The sequence below is a fragment of the Gallibacterium genomosp. 3 genome (assembly GCF_001678475.1).
Lineage (GTDB): Bacteria > Pseudomonadota > Gammaproteobacteria > Enterobacterales > Pasteurellaceae > Gallibacterium > Gallibacterium faecale.
In genome coordinates, this window is sequence record NZ_JTJR01000014.1 from 1 (window position 1) to 16,194 (window position 16,194).

The window sequence follows — 16,194 nt, forward strand, 5'->3', positions numbered from 1 at the left end:
TTTGTCTACTATACCAAAGTTATTCATTCCCAATAAAAAAGCCACCTATATTTTCTAAGCTGCCTATGCGGCAGTAAAGGCGTTGGGTCAGCATTCTTGTAATAAACACTTTTTCTAAGCTGCCTATGCGGCAGTAAAGTGCAAATTGCCAAATGGGATGATTTTACAGTGGTTTCTAAGCTGCCTATGCGGCAGTAAAGAATGACCACAGAATTAAAACCTATGTTGTCATTTTCTAAGCTGCCTATGCGGCAGTAAAGAATCTATTGGGGCAATAGCGGGGGCAACTGCATTTCTAAGCTGCCTATGCGGCAGTAAAGTTATACGTGGTCTTGGTAATGGTTTATCCATATTTCTAAGCTGCCTATGCGGCAGTAAAGTTGGTAATCGCATAGCCGTGGGTTTGGATAGCTTTCTAAGCTGCCTATGCGGCAGTAAAGTAGAACAGAAGTTAAGATAACTTCAAGAACCACAAGGGATTATACTACAAATCTAAAGATAAACCCTTTTTTATAAGGTAAATATAATTACTTATAAATCAAATAGTTAATTTGTCCGAAAAAATAAGGGTTTTTAGAGCTGATAGAATTCGGGGAACAATTTAGAAATTAGGCTATTTACTGAGGTTAAGGTAATCAAAATGAGTTGTAAAGGTTTTGATTGGCTACTAAATAAAAATAGCCACATTTTTTAGATGTGGCTATTATGGATAAATCGTTCAAAATTAATTATTTGCCCCAAACTTCTTCGCTAATTTCACGAATGAATTCGAGTTTTTTCCATTGCTGTTCTTCAGTTAATACATTTCCTTCTTCAGTAGAAGCGAAACCACACTGCGGGCTTAAGCAAAGTTGGTTGATATCAACATATTGAGTTGCTTCTTTAATACGTTCAATAATGGCATCTTTATCTTCTAATTCACCACTTTTTGAAGTGACAAGACCTAATACAACTTGTTGATCTTTAATAAAACGGAGTGGTTTAAAGTCACCAGCACGATCACTATCATATTCCAAGAAGAAGCCATCTACTTTACAGTGACCAAATAATGTTTCTGCAACAGGTTCATAACCACCAGAAGAGAACCATGTAGAACGGAAATTGCCACGACAGATATGCATAGTAATTGTCATATCTTCTGGTTTATCTTTAATTGCTTCATTAATTAGATTGACATAATCTTTGGCTAATTTATCTAAATCAATACCACGCTCGCGATATGCAGCACGTTTTTCTTCTGAACATAACTCACCCCAACTTGTATCATCAAGTTGTAAATTACGGCAGCCTAAAGCATACAATTTAGCAATAGCATCACGATAAGCTTGGGCAAGATCAGCCAGTAATTGTTCAGGATTATCTTTATAAAGATCGATAGGTTGATATTCAGTTTCACGAACAATACAGATTAAATGTAGCATGGTTGGTGAAGGGATTGTAAATTTAACAGGATAATCCCCAGCAATTTTTTGTAATGAACGATAATGTTCTAAAAATGGATGGTTACTGAACCCAACTTTACCTGTAATTTTTAATGTTCTTGGGCGTACATTGTGATGTTTAAATTGTACTGAGAATTTTTTCGCATCAACTTCTTCAACACCATCTAATGCCGCTAAGAAATCCATATGCCAGAAAGTGCGGCGAAACTCACCGTCAGTAACAGCATGTAAACCGATTTGTTTTTGGTGCTCAACAAGTTTAGTAATTTCTTGATCTTCGACAGCAGTTAAATCTGCACAACTAATATTACCACATTGGCATTGACTACGTGTAAGTTTTAATGTTTCAGGGCGGAGAAAACTACCAACAATATCAAAACGGTAAGGTGCTTTAGTACGTTGTGTTGCATTTGGGAATAATTTACTCATTTTAGACCTCATAATAATTAATAAATTAGACGTTTAGATGTCTAGGCTGAAATACTCTACTTCACTTCGAGTTAGGAATCAAGGGTAAAAATATAGAAAAAAGGCGACTTCTGCCGCCTTTAAAAAGAAGTGTAGATAATTTATTCAGTGACTTCATCATCACTGCTTTCATCTTCATCACAGACACGTTCAATACTAACAACTTGTTCTGTATCAGAAGTGCGAATTAAACGAACACCTTGTGTATTACGTCCCACTAAACTAATTTCAGCAACACGGGTACGCACTAAAGTACCAGCATCAGTAATTAGCATAATTTGATCGTTTTCTTCGACTTGAGTTGCGGCAACTACTTTACCATTACGCTCACTTACTTTGATTGAAATCACCCCTTTTGTGTTCCGGGATTTAGTTGGATATTCAGTCAGCTCGGTACGTTTTCCGTAACCATTTTGCGTTGCAGTAAGGATTGCACCATCTGTTTTTGGTATCACTAAAGACACAACTTTATCAATAGTTAAATCAAGGGTTTGTTCATTATCATCACCACTTTCATCACTATCATTTTCTTCATCAGAAATTTCATTGGTCAAAGCTAATTTGATACCTCGTACTCCAGCAGCGGTACGACCCATCGCACGCACAGCATTTTCATCAAAGCGTACTACACGACCTTGAGCGGAGAAGAGCATAATTTCATTGTTACCTTCAGTAATATCAACGCCAATTAATTCGTCATCTTCACGTAGATTTACTGCAATAATACCGCTTGCACGAGGGCGACTAAATTCAGTTAAAGCTGTTTTCTTCACTAAACCACCAGCCGTAGCCATAACAATAAACTTATCTTCAGCATATTCTTTCACAGGAAGAATTGCCGTAATACGTTCATTCTCTTCTAATGGTAATAGATTCACAATTGGACGCCCTCTTGCACCACGGCTTGCTTGTGGTAATTGATAAACTTTTAACCAATATAGGCGACCGCGGCTTGAGAAACAGAGAATAGTATCGTGGGTATTAGCCACTAATAATTTCTCAATAAAATCTTCTTCTTTCATCTTCGTAGCTGATTTACCTTTACCGCCACGACGTTGAGCTTCGTAATCTGAAAGTGGTTGATATTTTACATAGCCTTCATGCGATAAGGTAACTACAACATCCTCAGGGTTAATTAAATCCTCAAGATTAATATCACCGCTGCTTGCTGTAATTTCAGTAAGACGAGCATCATTATATTGGGCTTTAATTTTTTCTAATTCTTCGCGAATAACTTCCATTAAACGTTCTGGACTATGCAAAATATGGAGTAGTTCAGCAATGACATCTAATAAAGATTTATATTCATCTAGAATTTTTTCATGTTCTAAACCGGTGAGTTTTTGTAAGCGTAAATCTAAAATAGCCTGTGCTTGTGCTTCGCTAAGATGATATACCCCATCGCGGATACCTAAATGGTCATTAAGATCTTCTGGGCGAGCTGCATCAACACCAGTCGCTGCTAACATTGCTGCGACATTGCCTAATTGCCAAGGTTGGGCAAGTAAGGCTTCTTTCGCTGCGGCAGGGGTTGGTGCGGTACGAATTAATTCAATAATTGGATCAATATTGGTTAAAGCAATTGCCAAGCCTTCTAAAATATGCGCTCTTTCACGAGCTTTACGTAATTCGTAAATCGTGCGACGAGTAACAACTTCACGACGATGGAGTACAAACGCTTCAATCAATTCTTTTAAGTTTAATAATTTAGGTTGTCCATGATCGAGAGCAACGATATTGATACCAAAAGTAACTTGTAATTGAGTTAATGCATAAAGATTATTTAAAACAATCTCACCGACAGCATCACGTTTTACTTCAATCACAATACGCATACCATCTTTATCAGATTCATCACGTAAACCACTGATTCCTTCAACTTTCTTTTCTTTCACGAGCTCAGCAATTTTTTCAATTAAACGTGCTTTATTTACTTGATAAGGAATTTCATGAACAACAATGGTTTCACGGCCTTTATCATCGGTTTCTATTTCTGCTTTTGCACGAATATAGATTTTCCCACGACCCGTTTTATAGGCTTCTTCGATCCCCTTTTTACCGTTAATAATTGCAGCAGTAGGGAAATCAGGACCTGGAATATAGGTCATCAATTCATCAATAGAAATTTGATCATTTTCGATATAGGCTAAACAACCATCAATTACTTCGCCAAGGTTATGTGGTGGAATATTGGTTGCCATCCCAACAGCAATCCCGCTAGAACCATTAACCAGTAAAGCAGGGATTTTCGTTGGTAACACTTCAGGGATCATTTCTGAACCATCATAGTTTGGCTGATAGTCCACAGTTTCTTTATCTAAATCAGCAAGCAATTCGTGGGCAATTTGCGTCATTCGAGCTTCGGTATAACGCATTGCAGCAGGAGAATCACCGTCAATTGAACCGAAGTTTCCTTGACCATCTACTAAGGGATAACGTAGTGAGAAAGGCTGTGCCATACGAACTAAAGTATCGTAAACCGCTGAGTCGCCGTGCGGATGATATTTACCGATAACATCACCAACGATACGTGCTGATTTACGATAAGGTTTATTGTAGTCGTTACCGCCTACTGCCATGGCAAAAAGTACACGTCTATGTACTGGTTTTAAGCCATCACGTACATCAGGTAACGCACGACCGACAATGACTGACATGGCATAGTCGAGGTAAGAAGACTTCATTTCTTCTTCGATATTAACGGGAATAATATCTTTTGCTAAATCGCTCATTTAGACATTTCCTATGGTTTGAATTTTGTCAAAAACGGTCGAGAATTATAGCACGAAAACCCCATTATCCATAGGAAAAACAAGCATTAATTTATGCTGTTACTTGCTTACAAAGATAACGATAACCTTGCTCAGTTGGACAAAATTCAAAGATCCGATTAATACAATCTGGTTGATCCTCTAAATGGTGTGAAACGAAGAAAAGTTGTGTATGACTATTTAAAATAAGCTGATCAATAAACGTTAAGACTAAATATCGGTTTAATGCATCAAGCCCCATTAACGGTTCATCAAGAATTAAAATAGGCGGATGTTTAACTAATGCCCGAGCAATGAGTAACAACCGTTGCTGACCCCAAGATAAAGAACGAAATGGAGAGTTAGCAAATTTTTCCATATTAATACGTTTTAACCATTGGAGGGCATTAAGTCGAGTATTCTCATCAACATGTTGATATACGCCAATAGAATCAAAATAGCCAGAGATGATAACCATCAATGCAGAACAGTTAACGCGATAATCTAAGTGGAAATGATTACTGAGGAAACCGATGTATTGTTTGATTTCCCAGATAGTTTCACCACTACCACGCTGTTTGCCAAAGAGTTTCACTTTATTGTTAAAGGCTTGTGGATGATCACCATTAATCAAGGAGAGTAAGGTTGATTTACCACAACCATTAGGGCCTTTTATCCACCAATGTTCGCCAGTTTTTACTTGCCAATTTAGCTTATTCAGAATGACTTTACCTGAATATTGTACCGTTACGTCAGTAAGATCAAAGATATAATCTAAATCATTTGGCAACGTCACAATAGGATTAGCTGGTTCTGGTACAGGAATATGTAGAGATTTTTCTGCATAACATAATTGATTAAAGAGATCACTTGCCAGCATCTCTTTAGCAGGCTGTTGGGTAACTAACTGACATTGATGCAATAAAGCAATTGAATCTGCCCATATAGGAATATCTGTTAAGCGATTAATCACGAGTACGATAGTCAGGTGGTGTTTTAATTGTTGTAAAAGTGTAAGCCATTGTTGTTGTGAGGTGTAATCTAAGCCTTCAAAAGGTTCGTCTAAAATTAAGAGTTCTGGTTCAGCAAGAAGTGCTTTACTTAATAATATTTTTCTGGCTTCACCAGTGGATAATAATTTAAACGGGCGAGAAAGTAGAGATTTAATACCCACTAATTGAGCGATATTTTGGAGCTTTTGTGCTGAAAAATGCTGATCTTCCATCATAATTTGTTGAGCTGTTTTCCCATGATCGTCAGGGCTTACACTATCATTATTAAGGTCACGAAAGATCTGCTCTAATAATGTTTGCTGCTGAGCCAAAGAAACTAAAGCAATTTTTTGAAAATGATTAATATATTCGCCAAAATAAGGCTGTTGATGCTGACTAATAAATTTACTTAGTGTGCTTTTACCACTGCCGTTATGACCAACAATGACCGTAAAACTTTTTTCGCTAATTTGAAATTGTTCGATATGAAGCCATTGTTGAGAAGTAATTTTTATTTTTGCTTGTTGTAGTTGAATTTGCATATCTATTTTTCTCTAACTTATTGATAATCCATAGTAGTTTAATCAACTTTATCACTGACGCAAAATAATGGTGAAAAAATAGTTGAATACTGTATTAATATACAGTAAATTATGCTGTATAAATAAACAGTATTGTTGATAATGGAGATGACCTATGCAATTACAGGTTGATACACTACAAAATGCAGAGCAAAAATATTCTTATCTTCCATTGCCGTTATATGACGACAACCCACAAAAAGAGTATTTTAATAAGCAAAGTAATGTCCATTATCGTATGGACTTAAATTTATATTGCATTAAGAAGCCACATGAAACTTTTTTCTTGCGAGTGATGAATGAAAATTTAGCTGCGTGGGGAATTGATGTGGGGGATATGTTAATTATTGAGAAAACGATATCTGTGCATCTTGGTGATTTAGTCGTTATTGAGAAAGAACAAGATTTACAACTCTATGAATTTTTTGCCGAACAAAATGGAGAGTTAGTCTTTTTCTCTTTAGACTCACGTTATCCAAATATTACAGTAAAACAGCTGACAGATCTTAATTTGCAAGGTGTAGTAGTGAGTACAATTCACCGTTTACAGAAACGAAGAGCGGCATAAATTTAGATAAGTGAGAAAATAGAACAAAAGTATCTAAAAAATATTAAATAGCTTTATCATGAAACTAAAATCCTCTTACATTTATAAAATGAAGAGGATTTTGTTTTTTATTGAATAAATCAACGTAATTAATGTCTTGAGCCAAAAGGTGGCTTCGCTAGCCAAATTATGACAAACAACATCATAAAGGCGAGTGCGGAAATATAGAAAATTTCATTAGCACCAATAATCAATCCTTGTTGGGTAATTTGATTTGCCAGTAATGCTGCGGTTTGTGTGTCATTTAATCCTTTTTCTGCCATTACTTGGAAGTATTGTTGCGACATAGGATTATATGGCGTAATACTTTCAACGAGTTGTCCGTGATGTAATGCTTCACGGTTATACCACATAAATGTAGTAAGCGATGTACCTATTGAACCAGCTAATGTCCGCAAGAAATTAAATAAACTTGAGGCAGAGGCTGTTTCTTCAGGTTTTAATCCAGAAAGGGTAATTGTGGTTAATGGCATAAAGAAGCAAGCCACAGCAATTCCTTGTACAAATTGTGGTAGTGCAACAGCAGCAAAATTCATCTCAGGTTCAAAAGTTACGGCACGCCAATGGAATGTAAATGCATAGACAAAGAAACTAATAGTTACTAGCACACGCATATCTACTTTATACCCAAAACGACCAATAATGGGTGATAAAAGTAGTGGGAATAAACCAATTGGTGCAGTAGCTAAACCTGCCCAAGTTGCGGTATAACCATAAACTTGTTGCAGTAATAGTGGAATTAATACTACTGATCCCAAGTAAATAAGGAACGCGAGAGATGTGCATAGGCAACCAACAGTGAAATTACGTTTTTTAAATAGTGCAATATCTACAATTGGATGTTTTTCACCTAATTCCCAAATAATTAAAGCAATTAAACCAATAGTAGCAATAATTGCTAACACAACAATTTCAGTTGAATTAAACCAATCTTCCTCACGGCCTCTATCTAGCATTAATTGTAATGCACCGACACCGAGTATCAATAAAATAAGACCAATACTGTCAATCGGTTGTTGGTAGGTTTTGGTTTCTCGATCACCTAAAGTTATTCTAGTAAATACAATAACTAGAATACCAACGGGAATATTAATAAAGAAAATCCAACCCCAATGGAAATCATCACTTAACCAACCACCAAGAATTGGTCCACAAATTGGTGCTACCACTACGGTCATAGACCAAAATGCTAAAGCCATCGCTCTTCGTTGTGGAGGATAGTTATTTAGTAATAAGCTTTGAGATAAGGGTACGATCGGTCCTGCAGCTAATCCTTGAATGATCCGGCATAGGATAAGCATATTTAATGAATGAGAAATTCCACAAAGCCAAGATGCAATAACAAAGATTAAAACAGAAGTTAAGAAAAGTCTTACTTCACCAAAACGACGAGCGAGCCAACCTGTAATTGGAATAGCAATCGCATTAGCAACACCAAAAGAAGTAATAACCCAAGTCCCTTGAGTGCTTGATGCACCTAAATCACCTGCAATAGTTGGTATGGCAACATTAGCAATTGTTGAATCTAGGACTTGCATAAATGTCGCTAACGCAAGTCCTAGTGTCATCATGACTAATGCACCGCCTTTGATCGGCGTTGTATTCATTTTTGCACGCCTCCTAATCAATGACTATTTTGTTGAATAATTTCAATAATCTCTTGATTAATTGGTGCTAGATCGTAGTGTAGTGTATCTGTTTGATAAAGGGTTTCTGTACGAGGATCTGTTGGTAATACTGAACCACTTTTATCGGCTGTATTCACTTCTACTGTTGCAGAAAGTCCAATACGTAATGGATATTTTTGGACCTGTTCTGGGTCTAGTTCAATACGTACAGGTAAGCGTTGTACAACTTTAATCCAGTTACCTGTTGCATTTTGGGTTGGTAATAAAGAAAACGCACTACCAGTTCCTGCATCAATACCGACTACTTTACCTTCAAATTCAACATTATCACCATAAAGATCAAATACCACACTTACAGGCTGGCCAAGACGAATATTTTCTAATTGTGTTTCTTTGAAATTAGCATCTAGCCAGATTTGATCAAGAGGAACAACAGCTAATAAAGGTGAACCTGCTTTAATGCTTTCACCAACTTGAACACTACGTTTTGCAACATAGCCAGTTACTGGGCTGACAATTTTTGTACGTTGTAGATTTAACCACGCTTGGCGGACATTATCAGCTGCTTGCACAACATTAGGTTGTTGTTCAATTGGTGTATCTAATAAGAGTGCTTTGGTAGCATTAAGTTGTTCTTGTGTAGCATCAAAATCACTTTTTGCCATTGTGACAGCATCAACAGCGTGTTGATAATCTTCTTTAGATACGGCACCTGTTTTATTGAGGGCTTGGCGACGTGCAAGATCTTCTTCTGCTTGTTTTAATGCAATTCTTTTGGCAGATAAGAGGGATGTTAATTGCTTTTCAGTAAAGACTAGCTGACTAGTTTTACGGACAACATCAGCTAAAGTGTGTTTAGCTTGAGAAAGTGCTAATTTTGCATCTGTATCATCTAGCTGAACTAATACATCACCTTTCTTCACTAAATCGGTACTTTCTGTGTTTAATTTAGATACACTACCAGATATTTGAGAAGATACTTGAATAATATTACCTGCAACATAAGCATCATCAGTTTCAGTGAAATCTTTCACGAAAAAAAGCCAATAAACAAAGCTGATGATAGAAATTAGGAGCAATAAAACAACGAAGGAAACAAGATGTTTCCTTCTGGTTTTATTACGAACAGCATTCTTTTTATCTTGTTCGGAAATCTCTGACATATTATGACCTTAAAAATATACAACTATACTCTGCGGAAGTTATACTCTTCTAAACGTTTCGATAGTTTGAGTAGTAAACGGCGTAGAGTTTGAATCTCTTTATCGGTTAATACACTAAAAATAGTACCCATCAATTCCCATTGATGAGGCAAAATTTCTTCTAAAAATTGATGACCTTTATCATTAATACGTAAACTGAAGCAACGACGATCTTCTGGCACACTGATACGGTCAATCCATCCTTTGCTGACCAATTCATCAGAGATACGCGTTGCATTAGTACGTGATGAACCTAAAATTTCGCTAAGACGAGAAGGTTGAATCTCGTGGTTAGGTTGAAGATAGGTAACAATTAATGCTTCAAATAAAGTGTGGTTTAAACCCACTTCTTTTAAAAGGTGGTTACGATGTTCAAGATAATTACTATTTACATTGAATAGTAAGCGTACCAAGATGATCTGATCCAACGGCATATCCGGGAAATCTTCAGAATACATCTTAAGTACATTATCAGCATCAGATAACAATTGATTAACCATAAATTACCTCAGTTAATAATATTAAGTAGAACAGTAAACGATGTAATAATAACTTTAAAAACTATATTTGGTCAAGTAGATTGATATGTCAGAGAATTGCTGTTAATAATAATGAATGTAAGAAAATAAAACAAATACCCACGAATGGGTATTTTCAGGGGCTGGTTAAAAATGTTAGGAAAACAGGATGTTACCGGAATTGTAAATTTTTTGTTTTATTTTTGTTAATATATCTTTTCTAGATTGATCATCAATGATATGAATATCACCAAAAAAGTAATATTGTATCTCTGTAATACCGCAGTAATTAAATAATCCATTAATTAAAGTACAGTCAAAAGCGGTTAAAAATCCTTGTTTTTCATATTGTTGTTCATTATTCCCTAATGTAACAAATTGTAACATTTTTTTATCATTTAATAGCCCATAACTTCCTGATTCGTCAGTTTTATATGCAAAACCATGACTTAATACGCGATCAAGATAGCCTTTTAAAATTGCAGGAAATCCCATCCACCATAATGGATAAACTAAAGTGATTAGATCGGCTTGAGTAATAAGTTGTTGTTCTTGCTGAATATCTTCAGGAATATTGCCTTGATTCACTTGGCAAAATTCATCCCAAGTTAAAATAGGATTAAATTTTTGTTGATAGAGATCTCGAACTGAAACAGTCATTCCTGCTTGCTGAGAAGCAGTGACAACTGTATCAAGGATAGCATGATTAAAACTTTGTTGATTAGGATGAGCGTAAATAATTAGATTGTGCATAACATCTTCCATAAAGGTGAAACAAAACAATGAATGTTATTGTAAGCCAACAATGAGTGCAAGAATTGTGTGTCAGTTTTTATGCGAAGCAAATTGTTGTCTACTATTTTTTATTTAATCGTTTTTCGGTATAGTAACGCAGCTTATTGCTTTGGTGAAATTAGGAGAATGCAATGAAAAAGCACCATATTGAAACATTGATTTCAGAAGAGAATGTGAAGTCAAGAATTAAAGAGTTAGGCGAAGAAATCTCACAATATTATCAGCACCAGCAAAGTAAAGGTCTATATGTTGTTGGGTTATTACGTGGTTCTTTTATGTTTATGGCAGATTTGGTCAGAGAGATCAAATTACCTCTAGAAGTAGATTTTATGACAACCTCTAGCTACGGCAGTGGAATGACAACGAATCATGATGTGAAAATAGCTAAAGATCTTGAAGGTGATATTAAAGGTAAAGATGTTCTTATTGTAGAAGACATTATTGATACTGGTTATACCTTAGATAAAGTACAACAAATCTTATCATTGCGTGAACCTAATTCATTAACAATTTGTACTTTACTGGATAAACCTTCTCGCCGTGAAGTTGAAGTGGATGTGGATTGGGTTGGTTTTAGTATTCCTGATGAGTTTGTAGTTGGGTATGGTATTGATTATGCCCAACAATATCGTCAATTAGGTTACATTGCTAAAGTTGTAGTAGAAGAGTAACCGCTTTAAGTGAAATGGCATTATTCAGCCATTTCACCTAATCCTCGTTTAATTTTTGGTGCAAAGAATTCATAATCAACTAAGAAAGCATCATGTCCAAAATCAGATGTAATTTCATCATATTGTAAGTTGATCCCAGCCTTTTCTAATAATTGTTTACTTTTTTCTAAATCAACAAGCTTAAATAGTTGGTCATTTGTTACTGCTACTAAAGTATATTTTGCTTTAATTCTAGTTAAAGCTTCTAATGCGTTAGCATAACCGATCGCAGGATCATATAAATCTAATGCACGAGTAAGTTGTAAATAACTATTTGCATCAAAGCGTTCAAGGAATTTCTTACCTTGATAACTTAGATAGGATTCCACTTGAAAGTAATCTCCCAATAGCTTACCTTCCTGTTTAATTGCTCGACCAAAGGCTTTAGTTAATTGGGTATGAGTTCGATAAGTGAGCATACCTAACATTCTCGCAGTTGCTAATCCTTGTTCTGGATAATGACCTTGATAATAATGACCTTGATTAAAGTTAGGATCCTGAACAATTGCTTGTCGCATAACATGATTAAATCCTATTGCCTCTGCACTCATATACAGTGAAGAACAAAGATTAATCACATAATCCATAAAATCAGGGTAGCTAATTGCCCATTGCGTCGCCTGCATTCCGCCAAAAGAGCCTCCAATTACTGCATATAAATGGGTAATTTTTAATTGATCGAGCAGTGACTTTTGTACTTTTATAATATCCTGCACAGTAATTTGAGGAAAATCACCACCATACGGCAACCCAGTATCTGGATTGATACTCATTGGCCCAGTAGTGCCTTTACAACCGCCTAATACGTTAGAACAAATAAAAAAGTATTTATCTGTATCTAAGGCCATACCCGGGCCCATAAAATTTTGCCACCAACCTTTATGCTCACCGTCATCAAAATAAGGCTCGGCATCACCAGTTAGTGCGTGACAAATCAAAATAATATTATTTTTTTCTGGATTTAACTTGCCATAAGTTTGATAGCAAACAGTAATATTCTTCAGTGAACCACCGAGCGTAAGAGAAAGCTCAGAATCTGTGAATAATGTAAGTTGTTGCGTAGGCATATTACTTTCTAAATCAGTGATTATTATGGTTGGAATAAATGAATAAGGTAACGAGCGGAGAAGATGATGTCAAGAAATTTTAGATGTCTAAACATCTAGAAATAAAAAAGTCTAAACGTCTAGCCTAAAATGATTGGAAAAGTTGTACATAAAATACCCATTAGCTTGATTTCCTATTTCTATTTTTATGATCTGTGTCATAAAAGAAAAATTTTAATTATAAGGAAAATTCAATTTATACCTCTTGAGTGTTACAATTTTCCCCACTTTTGACATTCAAATTTAGAGGTAAATATTATGGAATTTAGAATTGAACACGATACTATGGGTGAAGTGAAAGTGCCTGCAGACAAATATTGGGCAGCGCAAACAGAACGCTCACGTAATAACTTCAAAATTGGTCCTGCTGCATCAATGCCACATGAAATTATTGAAGCATTTGGTTACTTAAAAAAAGCAGCAGCTTATGCAAACTATGATCTTGGTGTATTACCTGTCGAGAAAAGAGATTTGATTGCACAAGCGTGTGATGAAATCTTAGCAAATAAATTAGATGATCAGTTCCCACTTGTTATTTGGCAAACTGGTTCTGGTACTCAATCAAATATGAACGTAAACGAAGTTGTTGCAAATCGTGCTCACGTTCTTAATGGCGGTAAACTTGGTGAAAAAAGTATTATTCACCCAAATGATGATGTAAATAAATCACAATCTTCCAATGATACTTACCCAACAGCAATGCATATTGCTGCATATAAAAAAGTGGTAGAAACAACAATTCCTGCGGTAGAACGCTTACAAAAAACATTTGCTGAAAAATCAGCAAAATTTGCTGATGTAGTAAAAATTGGTCGTACTCACTTAATGGATGCTACGCCATTAACATTAGGTCAAGAATTTTCTGCATATGCAGCACAATTAGATTTTGGTTTAAAAGCGTTAAAAAATACATTACCTCATTTAGGGCAACTTGCTTTAGGTGGTACAGCAGTAGGTACAGGATTAAATACACCTAAAGGCTATGATGTGAAAGTTGCGGAATATATTGCGAAATTTACTGGTTTACCATTTGTTACAGCAGATAATAAATTTGAAGCTTTAGCAACTCATGATGCAGTCGTTGAAACTCATGGCGCATTAAAACAATTAGCGGTATCACTTTATAAAATTGCAAACGACATCCGTTTATTAGCATCTGGCCCACGTTCAGGTATTGGTGAAATCTTAATTCCAGAAAACGAACCAGGTTCCTCAATTATGCCGGGTAAAGTAAACCCAACCCAATGCGAAGCTATGACAATGGTGTGTGCGCAAGTATTAGGTAATGATACAACAATCTCATTTGCAGGTTCACAAGGTCATTTCCAATTAAATGTATTTAAACCTGTAATGGCATATAACTTCTTACAATCTGCACAACTGTTAGCGGATGCATGTATTTCATTTGATGAACATTGTGCAGTTGGTATTGAACCAAACTACCCACGCATTAAGATGCAATTAGAAAATTCATTAATGTTAGTTACTGCATTAAATACTCATATTGGTTATGAAAAAGCGGCGAAAATCGCGAAAACAGCTCACAAAAACGGAACAACCTTACGTGAAGAAGCGATTAATTTAGGTTTCGTTACTGCAGAACAATTTGATGAATGGGTACGTCCAGAAGATATGGTTGGTAGCTTAAAATAAGTTAAGCTAATTTTTATACAAGTGTGAATAAAAGGGTACTTACAAGCATAAGTACCCTTTTTTCATCAAAGAAAAAGATAAAAGGTTAGGATTCATTAAGAAATCAGCTATAATGTGCGCCATTTTTGAAAGTTGAAAAGTTTGAGGTGATTATGACTCCTGTCATTGCCCTAGTAGGGCGTCCAAATGTTGGGAAATCAACATTATTTAATCGTTTAACTCGTAGTCGTGATGCACTTGTCGCAAATTTTCCGGGCTTAACACGGGATCGTAAATATGGCCAAGGCCAGATCAATGGTATGGAATTTATTGTTATTGATACTGGTGGGATTGATGGCTCAGAAGAAGGCATTGAAGAAAAAATGGCGGAACAATCGCTATTAGCGATTGATGAAGCAGATATTGTTTTATTTTTAGTGGATGCACGTGCTGGATTGACTGCGGCTGATATTGGTATTGCACAGTATTTACGCCGCCGAGAAAAGCCAAGTATTGTTGTAGCGAATAAAATTGATGGAATTGATGCTGATTCACACGTTGCAGAATTTTATCAATTAGGTTTAGGTGAAATTGCACAAATTGCCGCTTCACAAGGACGTGGCGTAACTCAATTAATCCAAGAAGTATTAGCACCTTATCAAGAGCAAGATAATGAACAAGATGCAGAATCTGATGCAGATTGGGACGATGAATTTGCTTTTGAACAAGATGATGACCTTGATTTTTCTGTGGCAATGTTAGAGGCAGAAGAGGATTCTGAAACAGCAGAAACTGAAGATGATGAACAACAAGATAAACCAATTAAGATTGCGATTGTTGGTCGTCCAAATGTAGGGAAATCTACCTTAACCAATCGTATTTTGGGAGAAGATCGGGTTGTTGTCTATGATATGCCTGGCACAACCAGGGATAGTATTTATATCCCAATGGAACGTGATGGACAGCAATATACTATTATTGATACTGCTGGAGTACGTAAACGCGGTAAAGTAACGCTAACTGTCGAAAAATTTTCTGTCATTAAAACATTACAAGCGATTCAAGATGCTAATGTGGTGTTATTGACGATTGATGCACGAGAAGGTATTTCTGACCAAGATCTCTCTTTATTAGGCTTTATTCTTAATGCAGGGCGCGCATTAGTGATTGTGGTTAATAAATGGGACGGCTTAAGCCAAGAAGTGAAAGATAATATTAAATCGGAATTAGACCGTCGTTTAGATTTTATTGATTTTGCTCGTGTGCATTTTATTTCAGCGTTACACGGAAGTGGTGTTGGGAATTTATTTGAGTCAGTAACAGAAGCCTACCAATCGGCAACAAAACGTTATTCAACGTCATTACTAACGCGTATTTTGCAAATGGCAACAGATGAACATCAACCGCCAATGATTTCTGGCAGACGTATTAAATTGAAATATGCTCATCCAGGTGGACATAATCCACCAATCATTGTGATTCACGGTAATCAGGTAGATAAACTCCCGGATTCATATAAACGCTATTTGTCCAATTATTATCGTCGTAGCTTGAAGATTATTGGTTCGCCGATTCGTATTTTATTCCAAGATGGGGAAAATCCTTATGCAGGAAAACGGAATACATTAACGCCGAATCAATTACGTAAACGTAGAAGATTAATGAAATTTATTAAGAAATCGAAAAAGTAAAATAATAAAGGCTTCCTAAGAGGAAGCCTTTATCTTTATAGAACGGGAACTAATAATAAGGTATAGTAGACA

The 16,194-nt window shown here is 35.9% G+C and carries 12 protein-coding genes and 1 CRISPR repeat array; of the genes, 4 read left to right on the top strand and 8 right to left on the bottom strand.

The window, feature by feature from the left end:
* Positions 1–51: 51 nt before the first annotated feature.
* A CRISPR array of direct repeats spans positions 52–440; the repeat unit is 28 nt; unit sequence TTTCTAAGCTGCCTATGCGGCAGTAAAG.
* Between the two features lie 288 nt (positions 441–728).
* From QV06_RS03970 to modF, 3 genes are all read right to left on the bottom strand, one after another.
* Positions 729–1,871, bottom strand: coding sequence for a 5-methyltetrahydropteroyltriglutamate--homocysteine S-methyltransferase (locus QV06_RS03970; RefSeq protein ID WP_065237047.1), 1,143 nt, complete (start codon positions 1,869–1,871; stop codon positions 729–731).
* A 140-nt stretch (positions 1,872–2,011) separates the two neighbouring features.
* On the bottom strand, positions 2,012–4,642 hold the full coding sequence (gene gyrA / locus QV06_RS03975; RefSeq protein ID WP_065237048.1) for a DNA topoisomerase (ATP-hydrolyzing) subunit A: 2,631 nt from the start codon (positions 4,640–4,642) through the stop codon (positions 2,012–2,014).
* 91 nt (positions 4,643–4,733) lie between these two features.
* Positions 4,734–6,194 carry a molybdate ABC transporter ATP-binding protein ModF gene (gene modF / locus QV06_RS03980; RefSeq protein ID WP_065237049.1) on the bottom strand — a complete coding sequence of 487 codons (1,461 nt, stop codon included), beginning with the start codon at positions 6,192–6,194 and terminating at the stop codon, positions 4,734–4,736.
* Positions 6,195–6,348: 154 nt separating this feature from the next.
* Between modF and QV06_RS03985 the strand changes: the two genes are divergently transcribed.
* Positions 6,349–6,801: a LexA family protein gene (locus QV06_RS03985; RefSeq protein ID WP_065237050.1), complete on the top strand. Its 453-nt coding sequence runs from the start codon at positions 6,349–6,351 to the stop codon at positions 6,799–6,801.
* 128 nt (positions 6,802–6,929) lie between these two features.
* Here QV06_RS03985 and QV06_RS03990 read toward each other — a convergent pair whose 3' ends face one another.
* From QV06_RS03990 to QV06_RS04005, 4 genes are all read right to left on the bottom strand, one after another.
* The gene (locus tag QV06_RS03990; RefSeq protein WP_065235200.1) at positions 6,930–8,447 is read right to left on the bottom strand and encodes a DHA2 family efflux MFS transporter permease subunit; all 1,518 of its coding nucleotides are present in this window, start codon (positions 8,445–8,447) and stop codon (positions 6,930–6,932) included.
* A 17-nt stretch (positions 8,448–8,464) separates the two neighbouring features.
* Entirely contained in the window at positions 8,465–9,631 is a 1,167-nt protein-coding gene (locus QV06_RS03995; RefSeq protein ID WP_065237051.1) for an EmrA/EmrK family multidrug efflux transporter periplasmic adaptor subunit, read from the bottom strand.
* Between the two features lie 23 nt (positions 9,632–9,654).
* A complete protein-coding gene (gene mprA, locus QV06_RS04000; protein WP_065235198.1) occupies positions 9,655–10,170 on the bottom strand; it encodes a transcriptional repressor MprA in 516 nt (171 codons plus the stop codon).
* Positions 10,171–10,344: 174 nt separating this feature from the next.
* Positions 10,345–10,941 carry an NAD(P)H-dependent oxidoreductase gene (locus QV06_RS04005; protein WP_065237052.1) on the bottom strand — a complete coding sequence of 199 codons (597 nt, stop codon included), beginning with the start codon at positions 10,939–10,941 and terminating at the stop codon, positions 10,345–10,347.
* Between the two features lie 173 nt (positions 10,942–11,114).
* Between QV06_RS04005 and hpt the strand changes: the two genes are divergently transcribed.
* Positions 11,115–11,654: a hypoxanthine phosphoribosyltransferase gene (gene hpt, locus QV06_RS04010; RefSeq protein WP_065237053.1), complete on the top strand. Its 540-nt coding sequence runs from the start codon at positions 11,115–11,117 to the stop codon at positions 11,652–11,654.
* A 20-nt stretch (positions 11,655–11,674) separates the two neighbouring features.
* Here hpt and metX read toward each other — a convergent pair whose 3' ends face one another.
* Positions 11,675–12,760 carry a homoserine O-acetyltransferase MetX gene (gene metX, locus QV06_RS04015; RefSeq protein WP_065237054.1) on the bottom strand — a complete coding sequence of 362 codons (1,086 nt, stop codon included), beginning with the start codon at positions 12,758–12,760 and terminating at the stop codon, positions 11,675–11,677.
* A gap of 297 nt (positions 12,761–13,057) precedes the next feature.
* Between metX and fumC the strand changes: the two genes are divergently transcribed.
* A complete protein-coding gene (gene fumC, locus QV06_RS04020; RefSeq protein WP_065235194.1) occupies positions 13,058–14,452 on the top strand; it encodes a class II fumarate hydratase in 1,395 nt (464 codons plus the stop codon).
* A 149-nt stretch (positions 14,453–14,601) separates the two neighbouring features.
* A complete protein-coding gene (gene der / locus QV06_RS04025; protein WP_156541952.1) occupies positions 14,602–16,122 on the top strand; it encodes a ribosome biogenesis GTPase Der in 1,521 nt (506 codons plus the stop codon).
* Positions 16,123–16,194 lie beyond the last annotated feature (72 nt).

Coding starts and splice junctions, on each gene's coding strand:
- QV06_RS03990 (WP_065235200.1), bottom strand. CDS start 8,447: ATGAATACAACGCCGATCAAAGGCGGTGCATTAGTCATGATGACACTA.
- fumC (WP_065235194.1), top strand. CDS start 13,058: ATGGAATTTAGAATTGAACACGATACTATGGGTGAAGTGAAAGTGCCT.
- modF (WP_065237049.1), bottom strand. CDS start 6,194: ATGCAAATTCAACTACAACAAGCAAAAATAAAAATTACTTCTCAACAA.
- QV06_RS03985 (WP_065237050.1), top strand. CDS start 6,349: ATGCAATTACAGGTTGATACACTACAAAATGCAGAGCAAAAATATTCT.
- hpt (WP_065237053.1), top strand. CDS start 11,115: ATGAAAAAGCACCATATTGAAACATTGATTTCAGAAGAGAATGTGAAG.
- QV06_RS03995 (WP_065237051.1), bottom strand. CDS start 9,631: ATGTCAGAGATTTCCGAACAAGATAAAAAGAATGCTGTTCGTAATAAA.
- metX (WP_065237054.1), bottom strand. CDS start 12,760: ATGCCTACGCAACAACTTACATTATTCACAGATTCTGAGCTTTCTCTT.
- gyrA (WP_065237048.1), bottom strand. CDS start 4,642: ATGAGCGATTTAGCAAAAGATATTATTCCCGTTAATATCGAAGAAGAA.
- QV06_RS04005 (WP_065237052.1), bottom strand. CDS start 10,941: ATGCACAATCTAATTATTTACGCTCATCCTAATCAACAAAGTTTTAAT.
- QV06_RS03970 (WP_065237047.1), bottom strand. CDS start 1,871: ATGAGTAAATTATTCCCAAATGCAACACAACGTACTAAAGCACCTTAC.
- mprA (WP_065235198.1), bottom strand. CDS start 10,170: ATGGTTAATCAATTGTTATCTGATGCTGATAATGTACTTAAGATGTAT.